This window comes from Brevibacterium sp. CFH 10365, from assembly GCF_009299785.1.
Lineage (GTDB): Bacteria > Actinomycetota > Actinomycetes > Actinomycetales > Brevibacteriaceae > Brevibacterium > Brevibacterium limosum.
On sequence record NZ_VIGO01000004.1, the window covers coordinates 87706 to 106267 of the forward strand.

At 67.4% G+C, this 18562-nt stretch carries 14 protein-coding genes; 3 read left to right on the top strand and 11 right to left on the bottom strand.

The features are described 5' to 3' along the window. Positions 1–142: 142 nt before the first annotated feature. The 3 genes from glmM to rplM form a co-directional block, all read right to left on the bottom strand. Positions 143–1495, bottom strand: a complete 1353-nt coding sequence (gene glmM, locus FHG09_RS09025; protein ID WP_152347335.1) for a phosphoglucosamine mutase — start codon at positions 1493–1495, stop codon at positions 143–145. 437 nt (positions 1496–1932) lie between these two features. Beyond that, a complete protein-coding gene (rpsI, locus tag FHG09_RS09030; protein WP_135810123.1) occupies positions 1933–2442 on the bottom strand; it encodes a 30S ribosomal protein S9 in 510 nt (169 codons plus the stop codon). Positions 2443–2474: 32 nt separating this feature from the next. Then, complete coding sequence (rplM, locus tag FHG09_RS09035) at positions 2475–2918, bottom strand: 50S ribosomal protein L13 (protein ID WP_092011710.1); 444 nt, start codon at positions 2916–2918, stop codon at positions 2475–2477. 319 nt (positions 2919–3237) lie between these two features. Between rplM and FHG09_RS09040 the strand changes: the two genes are divergently transcribed. Beyond that, a complete protein-coding gene (locus tag FHG09_RS09040) occupies positions 3238–5664 on the top strand; it encodes a hypothetical protein (RefSeq protein WP_152347336.1) in 2427 nt (808 codons plus the stop codon). Beyond that, on the top strand, positions 5661–7925 hold the full coding sequence (locus tag FHG09_RS09045; RefSeq protein WP_227492656.1) for a hypothetical protein: 2265 nt from the start codon (positions 5661–5663) through the stop codon (positions 7923–7925). The genes FHG09_RS09040 and FHG09_RS09045 overlap by 4 nt, the downstream gene beginning before the upstream one ends. Positions 7926–8349: 424 nt before the next feature. On the opposite strand, the gene FHG09_RS09055 is transcribed toward FHG09_RS09045, so the two are convergent. The 3 genes from FHG09_RS09055 to FHG09_RS09065 form a co-directional block, all read right to left on the bottom strand. Beyond that, positions 8350–10950 (bottom strand): bifunctional metallophosphatase/5'-nucleotidase, encoded by a 2601-nt coding sequence (locus FHG09_RS09055; RefSeq protein WP_152347337.1) that lies wholly within the window; start codon positions 10948–10950, stop codon positions 8350–8352. Between the two features lie 213 nt (positions 10951–11163). After that, on the bottom strand, positions 11164–12018 hold the full coding sequence (truA, locus tag FHG09_RS09060; protein ID WP_152347338.1) for a tRNA pseudouridine(38-40) synthase TruA: 855 nt from the start codon (positions 12016–12018) through the stop codon (positions 11164–11166). Continuing rightward, positions 12015–12641, bottom strand: coding sequence for a LemA family protein (locus FHG09_RS09065; protein WP_193627333.1), 627 nt, complete (start codon positions 12639–12641; stop codon positions 12015–12017). Before FHG09_RS09065 ends, truA begins: the two co-directional genes overlap by 4 nt. A gap of 186 nt (positions 12642–12827) precedes the next feature. Between FHG09_RS09065 and FHG09_RS09070 the strand changes: the two genes are divergently transcribed. Next, positions 12828–14009: a glycosyltransferase family 4 protein gene (locus tag FHG09_RS09070; protein WP_193627334.1), complete on the top strand. Its 1182-nt coding sequence runs from the start codon at positions 12828–12830 to the stop codon at positions 14007–14009. A 12-nt stretch (positions 14010–14021) separates the two neighbouring features. On the opposite strand, the gene FHG09_RS09075 is transcribed toward FHG09_RS09070, so the two are convergent. The 5 genes from FHG09_RS09075 to guaA form a co-directional block, all read right to left on the bottom strand. After that, complete coding sequence (locus FHG09_RS09075) at positions 14022–14591, bottom strand: cysteine hydrolase family protein (protein WP_227492657.1); 570 nt, start codon at positions 14589–14591, stop codon at positions 14022–14024. A 155-nt stretch (positions 14592–14746) separates the two neighbouring features. Next, on the bottom strand, positions 14747–15397 hold the full coding sequence (locus FHG09_RS09080; RefSeq protein ID WP_152347339.1) for an energy-coupling factor transporter transmembrane component T family protein: 651 nt from the start codon (positions 15395–15397) through the stop codon (positions 14747–14749). Beyond that, positions 15394–16104, bottom strand: coding sequence for an energy-coupling factor ABC transporter ATP-binding protein (locus FHG09_RS09085; RefSeq protein WP_152347340.1), 711 nt, complete (start codon positions 16102–16104; stop codon positions 15394–15396). The genes FHG09_RS09080 and FHG09_RS09085 overlap by 4 nt, the downstream gene beginning before the upstream one ends. 14 nt (positions 16105–16118) lie before the next feature. Then, positions 16119–16775 (bottom strand): biotin transporter BioY, encoded by a 657-nt coding sequence (locus tag FHG09_RS09090; protein WP_152347341.1) that lies wholly within the window; start codon positions 16773–16775, stop codon positions 16119–16121. Between the two features lie 171 nt (positions 16776–16946). After that, positions 16947–18530, bottom strand: a complete 1584-nt coding sequence (gene guaA / locus FHG09_RS09095; RefSeq protein WP_152347342.1) for a glutamine-hydrolyzing GMP synthase — start codon at positions 18528–18530, stop codon at positions 16947–16949. Between the last annotated feature and the right edge of the window lie 32 nt (positions 18531–18562).

The following is an 18562-nucleotide window of genomic DNA, read 5'->3' on the forward strand; positions in this document are numbered from 1 at the left end:
AGCTCGAAAAAGTCGTCGCCAGTGACGACTTTTTCGAGCTTCGCGTTACCTGAGCGAAGTTGAGCGGCGTTGAGCGGCGGTGAGGCAGTTTGAGCGACGGTGAGGTGAGTGCCGCGGAGCTCGGACAGAAGCCCCTCAGCCGCTACAGCGCGAGGTGCTGTTTGACCGACGCGGCCAGGCGATCGGCCTGGGCGGTGGCGGTGTCCTCGGTGGCGGCTTCGACCATGACGCGGATGAGCGGCTCGGTGCCCGAGGCCCGCAGCAGCACCCGGCCGGTGTCGGCGAGTTCGGCCTCGACGGCGGCGACTTCGGCGGCGACCTGCGGATGATCGACGTTGTTCTTGTCGACGCCCTTGACGTTGACGAGCGCCTGCGGCAGCTGGGGGATCTCCGCGGCGAGGTCGGCCAGGGTCCGCTTGGCATCGGCCATCCGCTTCATCAGGTGCAGGGCCGTCTGCACTCCGTCGCCGGTGGTGCCGTGATCGAGCATGAGCACGTGTCCGGACTGCTCCCCGCCGAGCACATACCCGTCGGCGAGCATCCGCTCGAGCACATACCGGTCTCCGACAGCGGTCTGCACGGTCCTGATGCCGTACTTGTCCATCGCCTGCTTCAGTCCCAGGTTCGACATGACGGTCGTGACCAGGGTGCTGCCCTTCAGCACACCGAGTTCCTTGAGTCCGATCGCCAGGATGCCCATGACCTGGTCGCCGTTGACGACGCGGCCCAGGGAGTCCACGGCCAGGCAGCGATCGGCGTCGCCGTCGAAGGCCACGCCCAGATCGGACTGGGTCTCGACGACGAGGCGCTGCAGCGGTTCGAGGTGGGTCGATCCCACTCCGTCGTTGATGTTGAAGCCGTCGGGTTCGGCGGCGGAGACGATGACCTCGGCACCGGCCTGGCGCAGAGCGGCAGGTCCCACGATCGAGGCGGCGCCGTGGGCGCAGTCGACGACGACCTTGAGCCCCGACAGGGGGCGCGCGCTCTCGGCGCCGAGGCTGCGCACGAGGTGCTCGGTGTACTCATCGGCGGCGGCCGGGTAGCGGGAGATGTGGCCGACGTCGGCACCGGTCGGGCGGTCCCAGTCCTGGTCGAAGATCTCGAGGATCTCGTCCTCGACCGCGTCGTCGAGCTTCGTGCCGCCGGCGGCGAAGAACTTGATCCCGTTGTCGGGCATGGGGTTGTGGGAGGCGGAGATGACGACGCCGAATGCGGCACCGGTGTCCTTGACCACCTCGGCGACGCCAGGAGTCGGCAGCGTTCCCGCGTCGAGCACATCGACTCCGGTCGACGCGATTCCTGCGCTCAAGGCGGCGGAGAGGAATTCGCCCGACACCCGTGTGTCACGACCGACCACCGCGAAGGGTCGCTTCTCACCGGTCCAGCCGCGGCTGAGCACGCGGGAGCCGGCGACGGAGAGCTGGAGCGCGAGTTTGGCCGTGATGTCGCGGTTGGCCAGACCGCGTACTCCATCGGTGCCGAAGAGTCGAGACATGTGAGGATCCTTTCGTCAATGTCGGAGTCGATCTTAGTCGATCCGCTGGGTGCGTCACGGCACCCTCGCCGAGGCGGCCGATCGCAGCGTGCCAATGGCTGGTTCAAGACGGAGCGCAGAAATCGACCCGTGCACCTTTCGCTATCTGCGCTTCGGCTTGAACGACGGGTTGCGCGCCGCGCGGGTGAGCGCCGCAGGAGTGCGCGCCGCGAGGTTGCGCGCCGCGAGGCTGCGCGCCGCAGAGCTGAGCGCCGCGGGGTGAGCGCGACGGGGGTCACCGCCCCAACGGTGACGGCAGCGAGCGTGCGCCGCCGAGTCCGGATATGACAAATGCGGCCCCGAACCTGGTTCGGGACCGCATTCTCATGTTCATGATGCTGAACTGTCGATGACTGCGACTCAGTGGCAGACCAGCCACAGTCGGTTCGCCAGTGAGATCAGCGCTTCGAGAACTGAGGTGCCTTGCGGGCCTTTTTGAGACCGGCCTTCTTGCGCTCAGGAACGCGAGCATCGCGGCTGAGGTATCCGGCCTTCTTCAGCTCGGCGCGGTTGGACTCCGCGTCGATCTGGTTGAGCGAACGAGCCACTCCCAGGCGGACGGCGCCAGCCTGGCCGGAGGGTCCACCGCCGGAGATGCGCACGACGACGTCGAAACGTCCGCCGAGGTCCAGCAGCGTGAAGGGCTCGTTGACGAGCTGCTGGTGCAGCTTGTTCGGGAAGTACTCTTCGAGAGTACGTCCGTTGATCGTCCACTCACCGGTACCGGGGATGAGGCGCACGCGAGCAATTGCCTGCTTGCGGCGGCCCACTCCGTTGCCGGGAGCGGTCAGGGACTGTCCACGTCCGCCGGCGGTGCTTTCGCCCAGGCCAGCGGATGCGGGAGTCTCGGAAGTGTATTCGGTGATCTCTTCTTCGACAGTTTCTGTCGCGTTGGTGGTATCAGCCACGGTTCTCCTCGGGATGTCTAGAGCTCAGGCGCTTACTGCGCGACCTGGCTGAGTTCGTACGGCTGCGGATTCTGAGCGGCGTGCGGGTGCTCGGCACCTGCATAGACCTTCAGCTTCTGCATCTGGGCACGTCCGAGACGAGTCTTCGGGACCATACCGGCGACAGCCTTTTCGACTGCACGCTCGGGGTGGGTGGCGAGGAGCTCGGCGTAGTTCACGCTCTTGAGGCCACCCGGGTAACCGGAGTGACGGTAAGCGCGCTTCTTCTCGAGCTTCGCACCTGTCAGCGCGACCTTGTCGGCGTTGATGATGATGACGAAGTCACCGGTGTCGGTGTTCGGAGTGAACGTGGTCTTGTGCTTGCCGCGCAGGAGGCGTGCAACCTGCGAAGCAAGGCGACCGAGCACCTGGTCAGTGGCGTCAATGACGTGCCACTGGTGCTCGATGTCACCGGGCTTAGCTGTGTACGTACGCAAAAGTAGCCTTCTTTTCGTATCTTGTTCAGTGCAGCGCCGGATCCTCATCGGGTCGTGAGTCCAATGGGTCTCAAGCGCTGGTTGTCTTCAATCGGGTGAGCCTATCGACGCATTCCCCTCACCTACGGGCCTGCAACGCATGAGGCTATGTAAGGGAGTGCGACAAGCACACACAACGACAATCAAATATACATGGCCCCAGGCCCGGGGAGCAAACGCCCAGAGCGGTCTCAGGACCAGTCGAAACCTGAGCCGATAGTATTGATCTGTGCCGACTCTCTCCAGCCTGCCCTTCCGACTTCCCGCATTGAGAATCCTGATGCTGGGTCTCCTGGTCGGGCTCCTGACGGCAGGGCTCGGCGTCGGTCCCGTCTCCGCTCAGGCATCGGGCGGAGGCCCGACTGCGGACGTGAGCGCATCCTCGGCCCAGGCCACGGACCCCAGCAGCTCCCCGGCGGGGAAGACGGTCGTCTTCGGCATTCCGGGTCTGACCATCGATGATATCGATCCCGAGCGCACTCCGAACCTCTATCGCCTTCTCTCCGAGGGTGCGGCCGCGAATCTCAATGTGCGCACGATCGGCGCGGCCACCTGTCCCGCCTCCGGCTGGCTGTCCTTCGGCGCGGGCGCCCGTGCCCAGGCCGGGCCCTCCCCCGTCGCCGAGGATGCCGACCCCGATGACTCGGCCCGCTGCCCGACGATGATCGCCCCCACCACGGACGTCGATCACGATTCCCTCGACTCCGATGCCGGTGCCGCAGAACCGGCGCACGAGGGCGAGGGCTCCGGGGCCGCCTCAGCGAAGGAGGCGAAGAAGAGTGATGAAGCCCATGCCGATCGATCTGCGGCAGGAGCGACGACGGCCCGGATCGAGGGCTTCGACGCGGTCAAGGAGCCCAATGTCGGCTCCGGGTACTCCGTCGACTTCGGGATGCTCGCGCGCACCGTCGCCGAATCCGGCACGGCCGTGCCTGCCGGCACCGAGGCGGACGATGAGGACTCTCTGCTCGAATCCTGCGTCGCCGCCGAAGGCCCCGGCGCCGCCTATGCCACCGCGGACGAGAGCGGGGTGGTGACGAACTTCACGGAGAACGCGACCGCCACGGACTGCCGCCTCGACGTCGTCGACCTCGGCGCGATCGGCATCCGCTCCTGGCTGTTCGACCCGATCCCGAACTACTCCTACACCGTGCCGCCGAACTTCGACCGGGAGACCCGCGTCGCCGAAGCCGACCGCCGCCTCGGCGTGCGTCTGACAGAAATGCGGGAGAACGCGAAGGACGGGGCGGCCGATCCGACGATCATCGTCGCGGGCCTCGGCGACAGTTCCGGTATGCCGCAGCTGCGGGCGTTCATCGCTTCCGGACCCGGATTCGAACCCGGGTCTCTGTCCTCGGCGACGACCCGCACCCCGGGGCTGCTGCAGATCACCGATCTGGCGCCGGGCATCCTCGATGTCCTCGATGTCGATTCCCCGCGTGCCGTCGGCTTCGACTTCACCCCAACCGATGATGATCCGCAGCAGCGCATCGACGATCTCGTCGCGGAGGCGCAGAAGTCGACGACGATCCACCAGAACCTCTCGACGTTCTCGATCACCCTCGACATCATCTTCTACGTCCTCTTCATCGCGTGTGCGGTTCTGCTCAACCGCTCCATCCTCGGTCGCCGAGGCGGGGCCACCCGGGCCCCGCGCGTGCACCGATTCCTCGGCTGGGTGTCCTTGGGCGTCGCGTCCCTGCCGATGGGTGCGTTCCTCGCCGGACTCGTCCCCTGGTCGCGGACGGCCGATCCCGGGCTCGGTCTGTTCCTCTCGGTCATCGGCACGGCCGCCGCTCTGTTCGTCCTCGCTCTCATCCCGCCGTGGGGTCGGACCTGGCGCGGACGCGTCGGCGCGCTGGCCGGGGCGAACCTGCTCATCCTCGCCGTCGACCTGGCCACCGGGTCCCACCTGCAGGCGAACTCGCTGCTCGGATACAACCCGATCGTCGGCGGCCGTTACTACGGACTGGGCAATCAGGGCGCTGCGATCTTCATCGTCAGCCTCTTCATCTTCTTGGGACTCGTGGTGTCCTGGCTGCGAGCACGCGGCCACACTCGTGCCGTGATCATCGTGCCGGTCATCATCGGTCTCGCCGCCGTGTTCGTCTCCGGCAATCCGTCCTGGGGTGCGAAGTTCGGCGGTACGATCGCCATCCTCGCCGGCCTCATGGTCCTGCTCGCGCTGCTGTCGAAGATCCGTCTGACTCTCCTCCGCCTCGCCCTCATCGGTGTGGCGTCGCTGGCCATCCTCATCGGCATCGCCTTCCTCGACTGGCTGCGCCCGGCCGGGGCACGTTCGCACTTCGGCACGTTCTTCGACCAGATCGTCACGGGCGAGGCCCTGCAGGTGGTCGGCCGCAAGCTGGGGGCGAACCTCCACATCATCCAGGTCAACCCGGCCCTGGCCATCGTCACCCCGCTCGCGCTCATCGCGGTCCTCGTCTTCCTCCGCTATCTCCTCCACTTCCCCCGCGTCCACGCGGGCAGCCGCACCGGACGCCTGGTCAACAAGTGGCGGGGACGACTCCCCCAGCTCTTCACCGATTCCGACCTGCACTTCGGCTTCCTCGCCGCCGCCACCGGGCTCGGCGTCGGGCTCGTGCTCACCGATTCCGGGGTCGCTGTGCCGTCGACAGGAGCCATGGTGCTGCTGCCCTTCCTGCTGGCCCTCAGTGCTGAACACGCCGAGGAGGCTCACCGGTGACAGCCCCCGTGACCTCTCCCGCCGCCCGGCTTCTCCTCGGGATTCTGGCCATCGCCCTGCTCGTTCTCGGCCTGCCCCAAGCAGGGCAGGCGGCCCCGGCTGCGGGCCAGGACGACGGTGGGGCCGCCTCGGCGAATTCCGGGGTCGTGTCGATCAACGTCTCCGGGTTCAGCTTCGAGGACCTCGATCCGCGCACCACCCCGCACCTGTGGGTGATGATGAAGGGCGGGCAGATCGGGACGATCACACCGCGCTCCGTGCGCTCGACGAGCTGCCCGGTCGACGGCTGGCTGGGTCTGGGATCCGGCCGGCGGGCCGCCGACGAACCGCGTGACCAATGCCGCGTACCGGCGTCACCGCTCGACGGCTGGGTCGCCGATTGGGACGTGTACGCGCAGGTGGCCCGCGGTGACAACTACGATGCGTCGCTCGGTGCCCTCGCCGAGGCGGTGCCCGATATCCGCGCCTTCGGCAACGGTGCCGCCATCGCCGCCGCCACTCCTTCCGGGCATGTCGAGAGCTGGTCGCCCGTCGGCTCCGACCTGGGCACCGACGTCGCGAGATCGGCCGGGGACGGTGAGCTCACCCTCGTCGATCTCGGCAATACCGCTGCCGACGGCTATTCGCTGAAGGACCTCGACGCTCAGGTCGGGGACATCCTCGAATCGACCGGGTGGATGAGTGCGGAGCAGCCGAACCGCCTCGGCGAGGGACGTGTTCCGGTGGTGTTCTCCTCGATCGCCGACGGCACCCATGAGGGCTCGTCGATGCAGGCGACGATGGTGGTCGAACCGGGGAAGCCGGCGGGGCTGCTCACATCGTCATCGACGCGGCAGCCCGGATTGGTGCAGGTGCCTGACCTGGCGCCGACGCTCGTAGCTCTGTCCGGGGCCGAGGAGATGGACAATGCGGCCGGGGCACCGATGACCTCGGGGGCGGACGGCTCCGATTGGCAATCGCGCTATCAGGCGGTGCTCGACCGGCAGGTGGCGGTGAAGACGCAGAACGATCTGTCGACGTGGTTCTTCCCCGTCGTCGCCGTGCTCATGGTCGGCCTTCTGGCGCTGGCGTGGTTCATGCGGAAGAACCATCGTGAGCTCGTCCATTCCGGGGCGTACCGCCTCGGCGTGGTCTTCGCGGCGATGCCGATCTCGACGTACCTGGTCAACACGGTGCCGTGGGAGCGGGCGACGAACCCGGACATCGCGATGCTCGGAGCCTTGGCCGGGTGGGCGCTGCTGCTCGGAGTGGCGGCGCTGGTCGGCCCCTGGCGGCGGCACAAGTTCGGGCCGGTGCTCTTCGTCTCCACCGTGACCGTCGCCGTTCTCGCCTACGACGTCGTCACCGGTTCCCAGCTGCAGATGTCGACTCTGCTGGGTGAGCCGCTGCTCATCGCGTCCCGGTTCTACGGGATCGGCAACTCGGCGTTGGCGCTGTACTGCTGTGCGCTGCTGTTGGCGGTCGCCGGGTTCGCATCCCTGGTGACCAAGCCGCTCCATCGCGTCCTCATCGTCACTCTGCCCGTGCTCGTCTCCTGCGTCATCCTCGCCGCACCCGGTCTGGGCACGAAGTTCGGCTCCGTGCCGACGCTCATCATCGGAGTCGCCTACCTCGTGCTGGCCGCGGCGAGCATCCGCTTCTCGCTCAAGCGCCTGGGGCTGACGGTGGGCGTCGCCGGAGTCGTCATGCTCACTGTGCTGTTCCTAGACTGGCTGCGTCCGGCCGACCAGCGCACGCACTTCGGCCGCTTCTTCGACTCGATCATCAGCGGTCAGGCGCTCAGCGTCCTGGCCCGCAAGATCGGGATGAACATCGACATCCTCACTCAGTCGTGGATGACTCTGGTGCTGCCGCTCATCATCATCGGCGTGTTCTGGATGGCGCTCGATCCTGCGCGATTCAGACTGCGCGGACTCCAGGACGCCTACCGGCGGATCCCGCTGCTGCGGGCAACGCTGATCAGCCTGGCGATCCTGCTGGGAGTCGGCACCCTCATCAACGACTCGGGCATCGTGGTGCCGGCCGTCGGCATCCTCTTCCTCGTCCCGGTGCTCACTCACCTCGAGACCTTCCGCGCCGGTCTCCCGCCGGCCCCGACTGCCGCGGACGAGCCGGACGCCGACCCCAGGGCCGAGGGCGGGGCTGAGGCCGGGGCCGGGGCTGAGGCCGAGGCCGACGCCGAGGCCAGGGCCGAGGGCGAGGTCGGGGCCGAGGCTGGGGCCGGAGCTGAAGCCGGGACCGACGCACCGCCCCGCCGCTGACTCCCCCGGGCATCCCTCACCGTCAGCCGCAGCACCCGGCTTTCCTCGCAACACCCCTCCGCAGCGGCATAACACCCCTTTGCACCGGTGCACCTTGCGACCACCTGTTCGATACGGCACTGACAGTGAGGGATGCCACGCACAGATCTCCCGAGCGAACCACAGTCTCCGGCACGTAGGTGGTGGACTCGGCAGTGACGGTGCGGGATGGTTCCGCGAGAAATGCGCCTGCGAACAACGGCGGGGCCGGAGATAGACACTCCGGCCCCGCCTGTCTGGCATCAGCCCCGACCCGTGACTCTGGCATCAGCCCGGCCCCGTGGCTCTGGCCCTAGCACGGCTCAGCCTGTTCCCGACCGGCCCGTCGGGAGATCAGCTTCGCTCAGCTGGCAGCAGCTTCGCCGCATGAACGGCGGCCGCCGACTCAGCTCTGGAGGCTGAGCTTGCGGCGACGGACCACCGTGACCGCGGTGCCTCCGGCCACGATGAGCGCCAGGGCCGCAGCGACGATGTTGAAGGTCTCGAAGCCGGTGCGCGGCAGGTCGCCGCCGTCCTTCGAACCGCTCGCATCGCTTCCGGACTCGTCGGCCGAACCGCCGTCGGCCGACGCGTTCGCACCATCGGCGTTGCCGCCGGCAGCGCTGTCGCCGCCATCGGCACTGCCTGCGGCGTTGTCGCCACCATCAGCCGACCCGCCGTCTGCGGCACCACCGTCTGCGTTGCCGCCGTCGGCCGACCCGTCATCGCCGGCCGCAGCATTCGCGTCGTCACCGACTGCGGCGGTGGCCTCGAACTCATGCGCCAGAGGCAGCGGATTGTCATCCCACCACGGACCCTCGGCGTTGGCCTGCAGGCTGACCTTGACGGTCACCTCACCCGAAGCGTCGTCCGGTGCGGTCACGGTCACAGGGGTCTCGGACTCCCCCGCTGGGATCGAGTCGAGGGTGATCGTCTTCGCAGCCGCCTCGGCGCTGACCTCAGGGGCCTTGTCCGTGGTGGCACCGGCGGAAGCCGACTGATCCTCGGACCGCGCGGCCGCCTCGGCGGTGAAGCCGTCCGGCCGGTCGACGGTGACGTCGACGGGACCTGCCACCTCGGACTTCGCATTCGTCTTGAGCACGAACTCGGCGCTCTCACCAGGTTTGATGGTGTCCGGGCCGGTCAGCTCGGCGCTCAGATCACCGCTGTTGATGACGTCCTTGACCGCATCGGCCTGGCGCTCGTTCTGATCCGGTGAGACCGGGGTGTTCTCTTCGAAGTAGTTCACCCACGCGTCGAAGTCGGTCAGTCCCGACTGCTCGAATGTGCCCTCGGCGAAGGAGGAGAAGTTGTCACCGCCGGCGGCCAGGAAGCTCAGGGTCGCGACCCGGTAGTCCTTGTCCGCGTCGATGGCTTCGCCGTTGACCTTGACCGACTTCACGTGCTCGCCGCGCTCGGCCGACAAATCGTAGACGACGTCGAGTTCGTCGGAGATGCCCAGGTGAAGGAACTGGTTGCGCGCGCCCTCGGGCTGCCACTGCTCTTCGAAGAGCCCGATGACGTCGGCACCCTTCATCGTCACCACTCCGTGATCGTTGGCGAAGGGCAGCACCTCGTTGAGTTCCGCGGCCGTGACCTCGCACTTCTCCTCGGTGTTGTAGATGTGATCGCAGAGCAGGTCGGTGCGCAGACCGCCGGGATTCGTGATTCCGAAGTCGGCCTCTTCCAGCTGCGACCCCTTCACGCCGTCCTTGAGTGCATCGGCGACGAGGTTGCCCAGGGTCGACTCGCCACCGCGGTCTTCGTTGCCGTCGGTGAAAGCGCGTGTGATGTCCTCGGAGATCTTTCCGTGCACGACCGACCCGGGCACCTTGGCCGCTTCGTCCGCCTCGGCGACGATCTTCTCGACCTCGTCGACGACGGGCGAGTCATAGCTCTTGTCCTCGGTGCTCAGCAGCTCGGCGGCATCGGTCGACCATTCGCCGTCGCCGTCGGCGGTGAGCTGGACCTGGCCGACATGCGAACCGTAGCTGCCGGCTTCGAGGACCGGGCGGGTCCGGTCCGCATCGCCGGGCACCGGGGCCTCGAAGCTGTAGGGCAGGTGGGTGTGGCCGGTGAAGAGCACGTCGATCGAGGCATCGGCCTCGGTGACGAGCTTGTCGAACTCCGCGTTCGAGGCTTTCGCATCCTCGAGGCTCTTCGTCGATGAGGCGCCGAGGTGGGCCTCGACGACCGTCATGTCCGGCTGTTCGTCGGTCGGCAACTCGTCGATCTCGTCGGCGACCCGATTGACGGCGTCCGTGGGGTCACCGAAATCGATCGAGGAGATGCCGTCCGGGGAGACCAGTGTGGCGGTCTCCTTCGTGACGACGCCGATGACGGCGACCTTGACTCCGTCGACATCGACCATCGTGTACTCGTCGAGGCCGTCGACGACGTTCTTGCTGCCCTTGTCGTAGACGTTGGCGCCGAGGTGCGGGAAGTCCGCCTCGGTGTTCACGCGCGAGGTGAGGTCCTCGACCCCGCGGTCGAATTCGTGGTTGCCCACCGCCGAGGCTTCGACGCCGATCGCGTTGAGCACGTCGAGCGTGGGCGTGTCCTTGGCCGAGGACGAGTTGTACGGAGAGGCGCCGATGTTGTCACCAGCGGACAGCATCGCCGTTCCGCCCTTGTCCGCGAAGGCATCGCGCTGTTCTTCGACGACGGAAGCCACCGTGGCCCCTGCGTCGGAGATGCGTCCGTGGAAATCGGTGATGTTGAGCAGCTGCACCTGGGTGCCGGCCTCGGCTGCCTGCGCCGAGGCGGATTCGTCGGTCGGCGTGGCAGCGCCATCGGTCTGTGCGTCGTCCGAGGACGTGGCAGCGTCGTTCGCCGCGGTTGCCGCGTCGTCCGCGTTCGGCTGGGAATCGTCGGCAGGAGAGGTCGTCGTTGTCGAGGGTTGCCCCTCGCCGAGCCCGGGTGCGGCGATGGCCGGAGCGAGGCCGGGCAGCGTCAGCATCGACACCGCCGCCCCGGTAGCCACGACCTTGGAGACAAGCTTGGACATATATTCAGTTCCTTCAGGATTTCGTGGTGCACACATCAACCGTGCGGTGGAGAGGGAGACGTGCCCATCCTGCAGTGCCAATGCGAACGTAAGGTTACCTGGATGTAAATCTACACAGGATTCTCACACCTGGAAAGAGGAATTCTCACATGAACACGACATCGGTCGTCAAGAGCGGCTAGGCAGACCGCGTTTTCCCGGTCGGCAGCGGACCTACTCCTGGTCGCGGCGGGCCATGGTCTGCGCGGCACGGGCGGCATAGTCCTCGGGTGCCGGGTAGCCGACTTCGGTGAGGACCAGGCCTTCGGCGGGAGTGACGAACATGGGCACGTCCGGGGTCAGCCCGGCGTCGGCCTCGGCGATGAGTTCGGCCGGACGCGTCACCGCCCAATTGCCGGATCCGACCTTGATCAGTCCGCCGACGAGTGCCCTGACCATGTGATGGCAGAAGGCATCGGCTCGCAGATCGATGGTGATGACCGCGTCCTGATCGCGTTCGACTCGCAGTTCGTGAAGGGTGCGGATCGTCGTCGCTCCCTCGCGGGGTTTGCAGAACGGCAGGAAGTCGTGGAGGCCCTGGACTTCGCTCGCGGCCTCGGCCATCGCTTCGGCATCGAGCTCACCCTTGTGGCGTGGGGTCACTGGGGTCAGCAGCGGATCGATGAAGGATCGGTGATCGGCCAGCCGGTACTGATACGACCGCCATAACGCGGAGAACCGGGCGTCGAAGTCATCGGGCACCTCGGTCACGGCGTGGATGACGATGTCGTGGAACCCGTCGGCGGCGAGGACTCCGCGCAGCCGGGACAGGAGGGCCGCCTCGGCGGATCGATTCGACTGGCCGATGAGCTTCTCGATCGCCTCATCGCCGAGATCGATGTGGACGACCTGGCGTCGGGCGTGGACTCCGGCGTCGGTGCGTCCGGCGACGACGGTGGCCGCCTCGGTGCCGGTGATCCGTTCGAGCCCGGATTCGACGGCGTCTTGGACCGTGCGCAGACCCGGCTGCTTGGCCCAGCCGTGGAAATCCGTGCCGCGGTAGCCCAGATCGAGGCGGAAGCGGGTCATGGCGTCATCCTCGCCGAGGCGGGGCCCGCCGTGCCGGGACTGCCATCGTCATCGATCGCCTCGGTGAACGGGGCGCGGGCCTTGAAGACGTTGCTGAAGAGTCGGGAGACCGGGCGCATCCGCTGCCGGTGATAGCGTTCGACGTTCGTGTTGTAGAAGCGGGCGCCGGCGAGGATCCGTTCGGTCAGCACCTGCAGCTGACCGTGCAGCAGCTGGATCGTCGTGTCGATCTCTTCGTTGACCGCCGCCTGCTGGGAACGGGCGTAGTCCGAGGTCAGAGACCTCTCCGTGAGAGCCGCGGGGATGAGGGCGGCGTCGTTGACGGCAGCCGTCAGGGCGTTTTCGGCGGCGGCTCCGCGGTGGTCGAAGGGTGCGCGTTCGGCGGAGGCGAGCGCGAGTTCGAGCGTGGACAGGTCTTGCCCGGCGATCTGCTGGAGGGTGCCGAGATAGGCGGGCACGAGGGCGTGGCGGGCGCGGATCTCGCCGATGAGCTGGCGTTTGGCTTCGTCGCACACCGACCGGGCCATGGACAGCTGATTGAAGCGCAGGACCGTGAGGATGAGGAAGAGGACGATGAGGGCAGCGAGTACACAACCGCCGACGATGAACCAGACCACGGCCATTCCCCTCGTTCCATGTGCTGCGCGAGCATTTCCGACACCTCAGTTTACGCGGGGTTCAGAATCGTCGCGAACAGGTCACCATCCGGACACCGAGGCGGGAAGTGCCGGGCCGATTTCGGCCAGATGTCGCCGACCTGTCGCCTTCGGGTCACACGTTCGTCACTCGACGGGCCTTAGCTGGAAGCCGTGAGAGTAGCGATCATTGCAGAATCCTTCCTCCCCAATATGAATGGGGTCACCCACTCACTCCTGCGCGTCCTCGACCATCTGGCCGACCGCGGCGACGAGGTCCTCGTCATCGCTCCGGGCACGCGCAGGGACGGACCGAAGGAGGTCGCAGGCGCCCGCATCGTCCGGGTCCCCTCCATCGCCTTGCCGAAGTATCGGCGCATCCGCGTCGCCCCCGGCGGTGTCACCCGCATCCGCCGGCTGCTGCAGCGTTTCGCCCCCGACGTCGTCCACCTGGCCAGCCCGTTCGTCCTCGGCTGGCGCGGGGTGCTCGCCGCTCAGGCGCTCGACCTGCCGACCGTGGCGATCTACCAGACCGAGGTTCCCGCCTATGCCGCCCGGTACGGAATGCACGGCATCGAGGCCATGCTGTGGAATCACGTGCGCAACCTCCACCAGCATTCCTCCCTGACGCTGGCCCCATCGTCGTACACGATCGATCAGCTGGAAGGGCTCGGTGTCGCCGAGGTGGCCCTGTGGGCCCGTGGGGTCGATTCCTCCCGGTTCGATCCCAGCCATCGGTCAGAGGTGTGGCGACGAACCGCTGCCCCGAACGGTGAGAAGATCATCGGCTTCGTCGGCCGCCTGGCGGCGGAGAAGCAGGTCGAGGATCTCGCCGCGCTCACCGACCTGCCCGGGGCGAAGGTCGTCATCGTCGGTGACGGTCCCTGGCGGTCACGTCTGCAGCGGCTGCTGCCGGAGGCTCATTTCACCGGGTTCCTCGGCGGGGATGCCCTCGCCCAAGCGGTGGCGAGCTTCGACCTCATGGTCGCTCCGGGTGAGCTCGAGACCTTCTGTCAGACGATCCAGGAGGCGATGGCCTCCGAGGTGCCGGTCATCGCCCCTGCCCGAGGCGGCCCGCTCGACCTCGTCGACTCCTCCCACACCGGGTGGCTCTACACCCCGAAGGACCTGCGCGCCATGCGAGCGCATGCGGCCGATCTCCTCGGCGACGAGGCGAAGCGTCGGGCATTCGGTGTCGCCGGTCGTGAGCAGGTGCAGGCGCGGAGCTGGAAGAGCGTGTGTTCACAGCTCGTCGGCCACTATTCGCGGGCGATCGAGAATCCCGCCCCGCAGGTGCTCGGTCGCGGGTTCAGCTCGATGGTCAACTCCGGGCTGGAGAACCCTCTCCCCTACTGAAAGGCCGGCGCCTCAGCCGAGACTCATCGTCCAGTCGGCGACAGTGACCACCTTCGCCTGCTTGGGGAACACCTTCTCGGTGAGCACTTGGTGGACCTCGGGGTCGCGATCGGCGCAGGCGTCGGAGAGCACGGTGAGTTCGAAGTCGAGATCGGCGGCCTGACGCACCGTCGAGAGCACGACTCCGCTCGTGGCGACTCCGGCGAGTACGAGAGACGACGCCCCATAGCCGCGCAGCAGGACCTCGAGGTCGCTGCCGGTGAAGGCGCTGATGCGACGTTTGGTCACGATCGGCTCACCCTGATGGCGGTCGAGAGTCTCGTGGATGCTCGTCGAGGCATGCGTTTCGTCGACGTCGCCGTGAGCGGCGATCTGCGCGAACGAAGCCGTTGCCGCCAACTCCGGGTGCCCCGCACGCAGGGCGACCCGCACCCAGACGACGGGGATGTCGTGCGTACGCGCTGCGGCGACGGCGTCTCTGGCTCGTTCGAGCACACCGGTGGAGGCGAAGGCGTCGTCGCCGGCGATGCCGTTCTGGAAGTCCATGGCCAACAGGACTGTGTTCTCGGTGCCGGTCATCATGTCTCCTTCGGTTCTGGAGGGGTTCGAGTCCTCTTCCGCCGAGGCTACTCCTCACACCGGGTGTTCCACTGAGTCCCGGCTCAAGACCGGCTGAGCCGAGAGAATCCGGTGCCTGACGTCTGCAGAGTCGGTCCGGACATAGTCGACGCTGCAGGTCAGTCCACGACGCCGCGGGCATCGAGCGCCCGCCCCGTGTCCTGCGCATATTTCACCGACCGCAGGATCGCCGGCACGATCCGGGCCTTGATGCTCGAATCCAGCCCACGGGCGCGGGCGGCGCGTTCGGCCTCCCCGAGCAGTCCGGAGATATGCGAGATCGCTCGGACCATGAGGCTCGCCGTCAGCGCGATCGCCTCGGTGTTGGCCCCGAAGAATCGCAGCGGTGAGACGAGCACGGTGAACGTGTCGAGCAGCTGTGCCACCGACGTCGTCAGGGTCAGGATCAGCGCCGCCTGCACACAGGCGAACACGGTCCCGCCGACGGCCAGACCCGACTCCATGGAGCCGAAGAGGTACTGCAGTCCCATGACGATCGCCACGAGCACCGCCACGTAGATCCACGTGCGCAGGACGTGCTTCAGCCGCAGCCGGGCGGTGAAGCCGATGACGACGAGGACGGCGAACATCGACCAGTTGATGACCGCGTCACGGAAGATGAGCGCAACGATGCCGATCACGGCGATCACCGCCAGCTTCACTCCCGTCGGCACGTCGTGCAGCCATCCCCGCGGATGCGCCACCTTCCCGAAGAGCTGCGGTCGGGCCCTGATGCCGGCGTTCCTGCGCCACGTGACCTGCCCGGTCATGGCGTATCGCTCATGATGAGGTCCCGGTAGGTCTCGATCGCCTCGGCGGGGGTGGCATCGGCAGCGATCCGACCGTCCTCGACGACGATCGCACGCTGGGCGATCTGCGCGAACTCGAGGTCATGGGTGGTCAGGATGATGCGCACCCCGCGGCGGGCCACGAGGTCGTGCAGATGCACGCGCAGCCGCTCCCTGTTGCGCAGATCGAGCAGGGTCGTCGGCTCGTCGAGGACGAGGATCTGCGGATCCACGGCGAGCACCGCGGCCAGGGCCACGAGCTGACGCTGACCGCCGGAGAGTTCGTAGACGCTGCGTTCGGCGAGGTCAGCGATGCCGAGCTCGTCGAGCACCGCCAGGGCCGCGGCCCGCCGCTCGCGCTTGGGCACAGACTTGCGCAGGGACAGTTCGATGTCTTCGATCGGGGTCGGCATGACCAGCTGCGCGGCCGGATCGGTGAAGACGAAGCCGACCCGCGAACGCACCTTCGCCGGCTGCCGACGCGGATCGACCCCGTCGACGAGGACCTGCCCCGCGTTCGCGGTGACCAGTCCGTTGAACAGCTGCAGCAGAGTCGACTTCCCCGAACCGTTCGCGCCGATGACGGCGACGATGTCCTCGGTCAGGGTGAGGTTGACGTCCTGCAGGATCGGGCGCACGACATCGCCGTCGGGTCCGTCGTCGAGGACTCCGACGCCGACGTCGCTCATCCGGATCTCCCGTGTCACTTCGTGCCCTGCGCCTGCCTGGCCGACACCGACTCGACGCTGATACCCCGGCGGCGCAGCACGTCGGGGAACGCGCGGTGGATGAGCACCGCCACCGAGGCGGCCAGGATGTTCTTCACGACGTCACCGGGCCAGTAGGCAAGGTCCGCGACGGCTGCGACGCCGAGGGGCAGGTCGCCGTTGATCGACATGCCGAGGATGCCCAGCGGGTGATTGAGCAGGAGGCTGCCGCCGAAACCGCCGAGGAACAGCACCGCACCGAGCTTCATTCCGCTGAAGCGACGCACTGCCCAGCCGGCGATGAGGCCGGCGAGGAGAGCGTAGAGGGCGAAGGAGAGGATGTAGCCGGCGCTCGGGCCCGCGAGGACGCCGATTCCGCCGCGCATTCCCGAGAAGATCGGAAGACCGATGAGACCGAGGACGACGTAGAGCAGGGTGGCTGCGAATCCGCGCCAGGGTCCGAGCACCATTCCGCACAGGGCGATCGCGAAGGTCTGCAGGGTGATCGGCACACCGAGGGGACCCACCGGGACCGGGGGCATCATCGCAAAAGCCGCGAGCATCGCCGCGAAGACCGCGATGAGGGCGATATCGCCGGCGGTGGAGCGGGGACGGGTGATCCCCGCCGAGGTTGCGCTGTGGGCCTGTGTCATGAGTACTCCATTGCTCGTGATCCTCCCGGACCGGGATCGGGAACGCCCGAGGCGGCCTCGAGCACCCTACCACTGTAACTGAACGGTGTTCAGGACGAGTAGTCGGGGGTCGCGTTCGAGGCCGCCTCGGTGAGGGCGTCCGCACGTTCACCCGTCAACGGTCGCGGAGGATCACTCCCATTCGATGGTGCCCGGGGGCTTCGAGGTGACGTCGAGGACGACGCGGTTGATGTCGTCGACCTCGTTGGTGATGCGGTTGGAGATCACGGAGAGCACATCGTAGGGGATGCGCGTCCAGTCGGCGGTCATCGCGTCCTCGCTCGAGACCGGGCGCAGCACGACGGGGTGGCCGTAGGTGCGGCCGTCGCCCTGGACGCCGACGGAGCGGACATCGGCGAGCAGGACGACCGGGCACTGCCAGATCTCCCCGTCGAGGCCGGCCTTCGTCAGCTCTTCGCGGGCGATGGCATCGGCCCTGCGCAGGGTGGTCAGGCGCTCTTCGGTGACCTCGCCGATGATGCGGATGCCCAGGCCGGGGCCGGGGAAGGGCTGCCGGGAGACGATGCCCTCGGGCACGCCGAGCTCGCGGCCGATGGCCCGGACCTCGTCCTTGAACAGGGCACGCAGGGGTTCGATGAGCTGGAACTGGATGTCGTCGGGCAGGCCGCCGACATTGTGGTGGCTCTTGATGTTCGCGGTCCCCGAGCCGCCGCCGGATTCGACGACGTCGGGGTAGAGGGTGCCCTGGACGAGGAAGGCGATGTCTTCGCCCTCACCCTCCTGGGCCTCGAGGACGAGATCGGCGGCGGCGGTCTCGAAGGTGCGGATGAACTCGCGGCCGATGATCTTGCGCTTCTCCTCCGGGTCGGTGACGCCGGCGAGTTGGGACAGGAACTGCTCACGGGCGTCGACGGTGACCAGGCGGACCCCGATCGAGTCGACGTAGTCTTGCTCGACCTGGACGCGTTCGTCCTGACGCAGCAGACCGTGGTCGACGAACACGCAGGTGAGCTGGTCGCCGATGGCCTTGTGGACGAGCGCCGCGGCCACGGAGGAGTCGACGCCTCCGGAGAGTCCGCAGATGACCTTCTTCGATCCGACGCGGGCGCGGATGAGTTCGACCTGCTCGTCGATGACGGATTCGTTCGTCCAGTCGGCTTCGAGGCCGGCGACGTTGTAGAGGAAGTTCTCGAGGATCTGCTGTCCGTTCTCCGAGTGGAGGACCTCGGGATGCCACTGCACACCGGCGAACCTCTTCGCCGCGGATTCGAAGGCCGCGACGGGAGTGTCCGGGGTGGAGGCGAGGACGTCGAAGCCGGCGGGCGCCTCGGCGACGGAGTCCCCGTGGGACATCCAGACCTTGTAGTTCTCGGGGGTCTCGGCCAGCAGTGCGCCGGTCTGGGACACGGAGACCGGGGTCGATCCGTATTCGCGCTTAGCGGTCTTGGCCACGCGGCCGCCCAGCGCCGTCGACATGAGCTGGAAGCCGTAGCAGATGCCCATCGTCGGGATGCCGAGGTCGAACACCTCGGTGTCGAAGTTCGGGGCTGCGGCGTCGTTGACGCTCGAGGGTCCACCGGAGAGCACGATGGCCACGGGGTTCTTCGCCGCGAACTCGACGGCGGGGGCGTCGTGGGCGATGATCTCCGAGTACAGGCCGGCTTCGCGGATGCGCCGTGCGATGAGCTGGGCGTACTGGGCGCCGAAATCGACGACGAGGACAGGGGGCACCTGCGTGCTCTGGGATTGCGTCATGATCCAATTCTAAGCGTCGGCGACCAGACGCC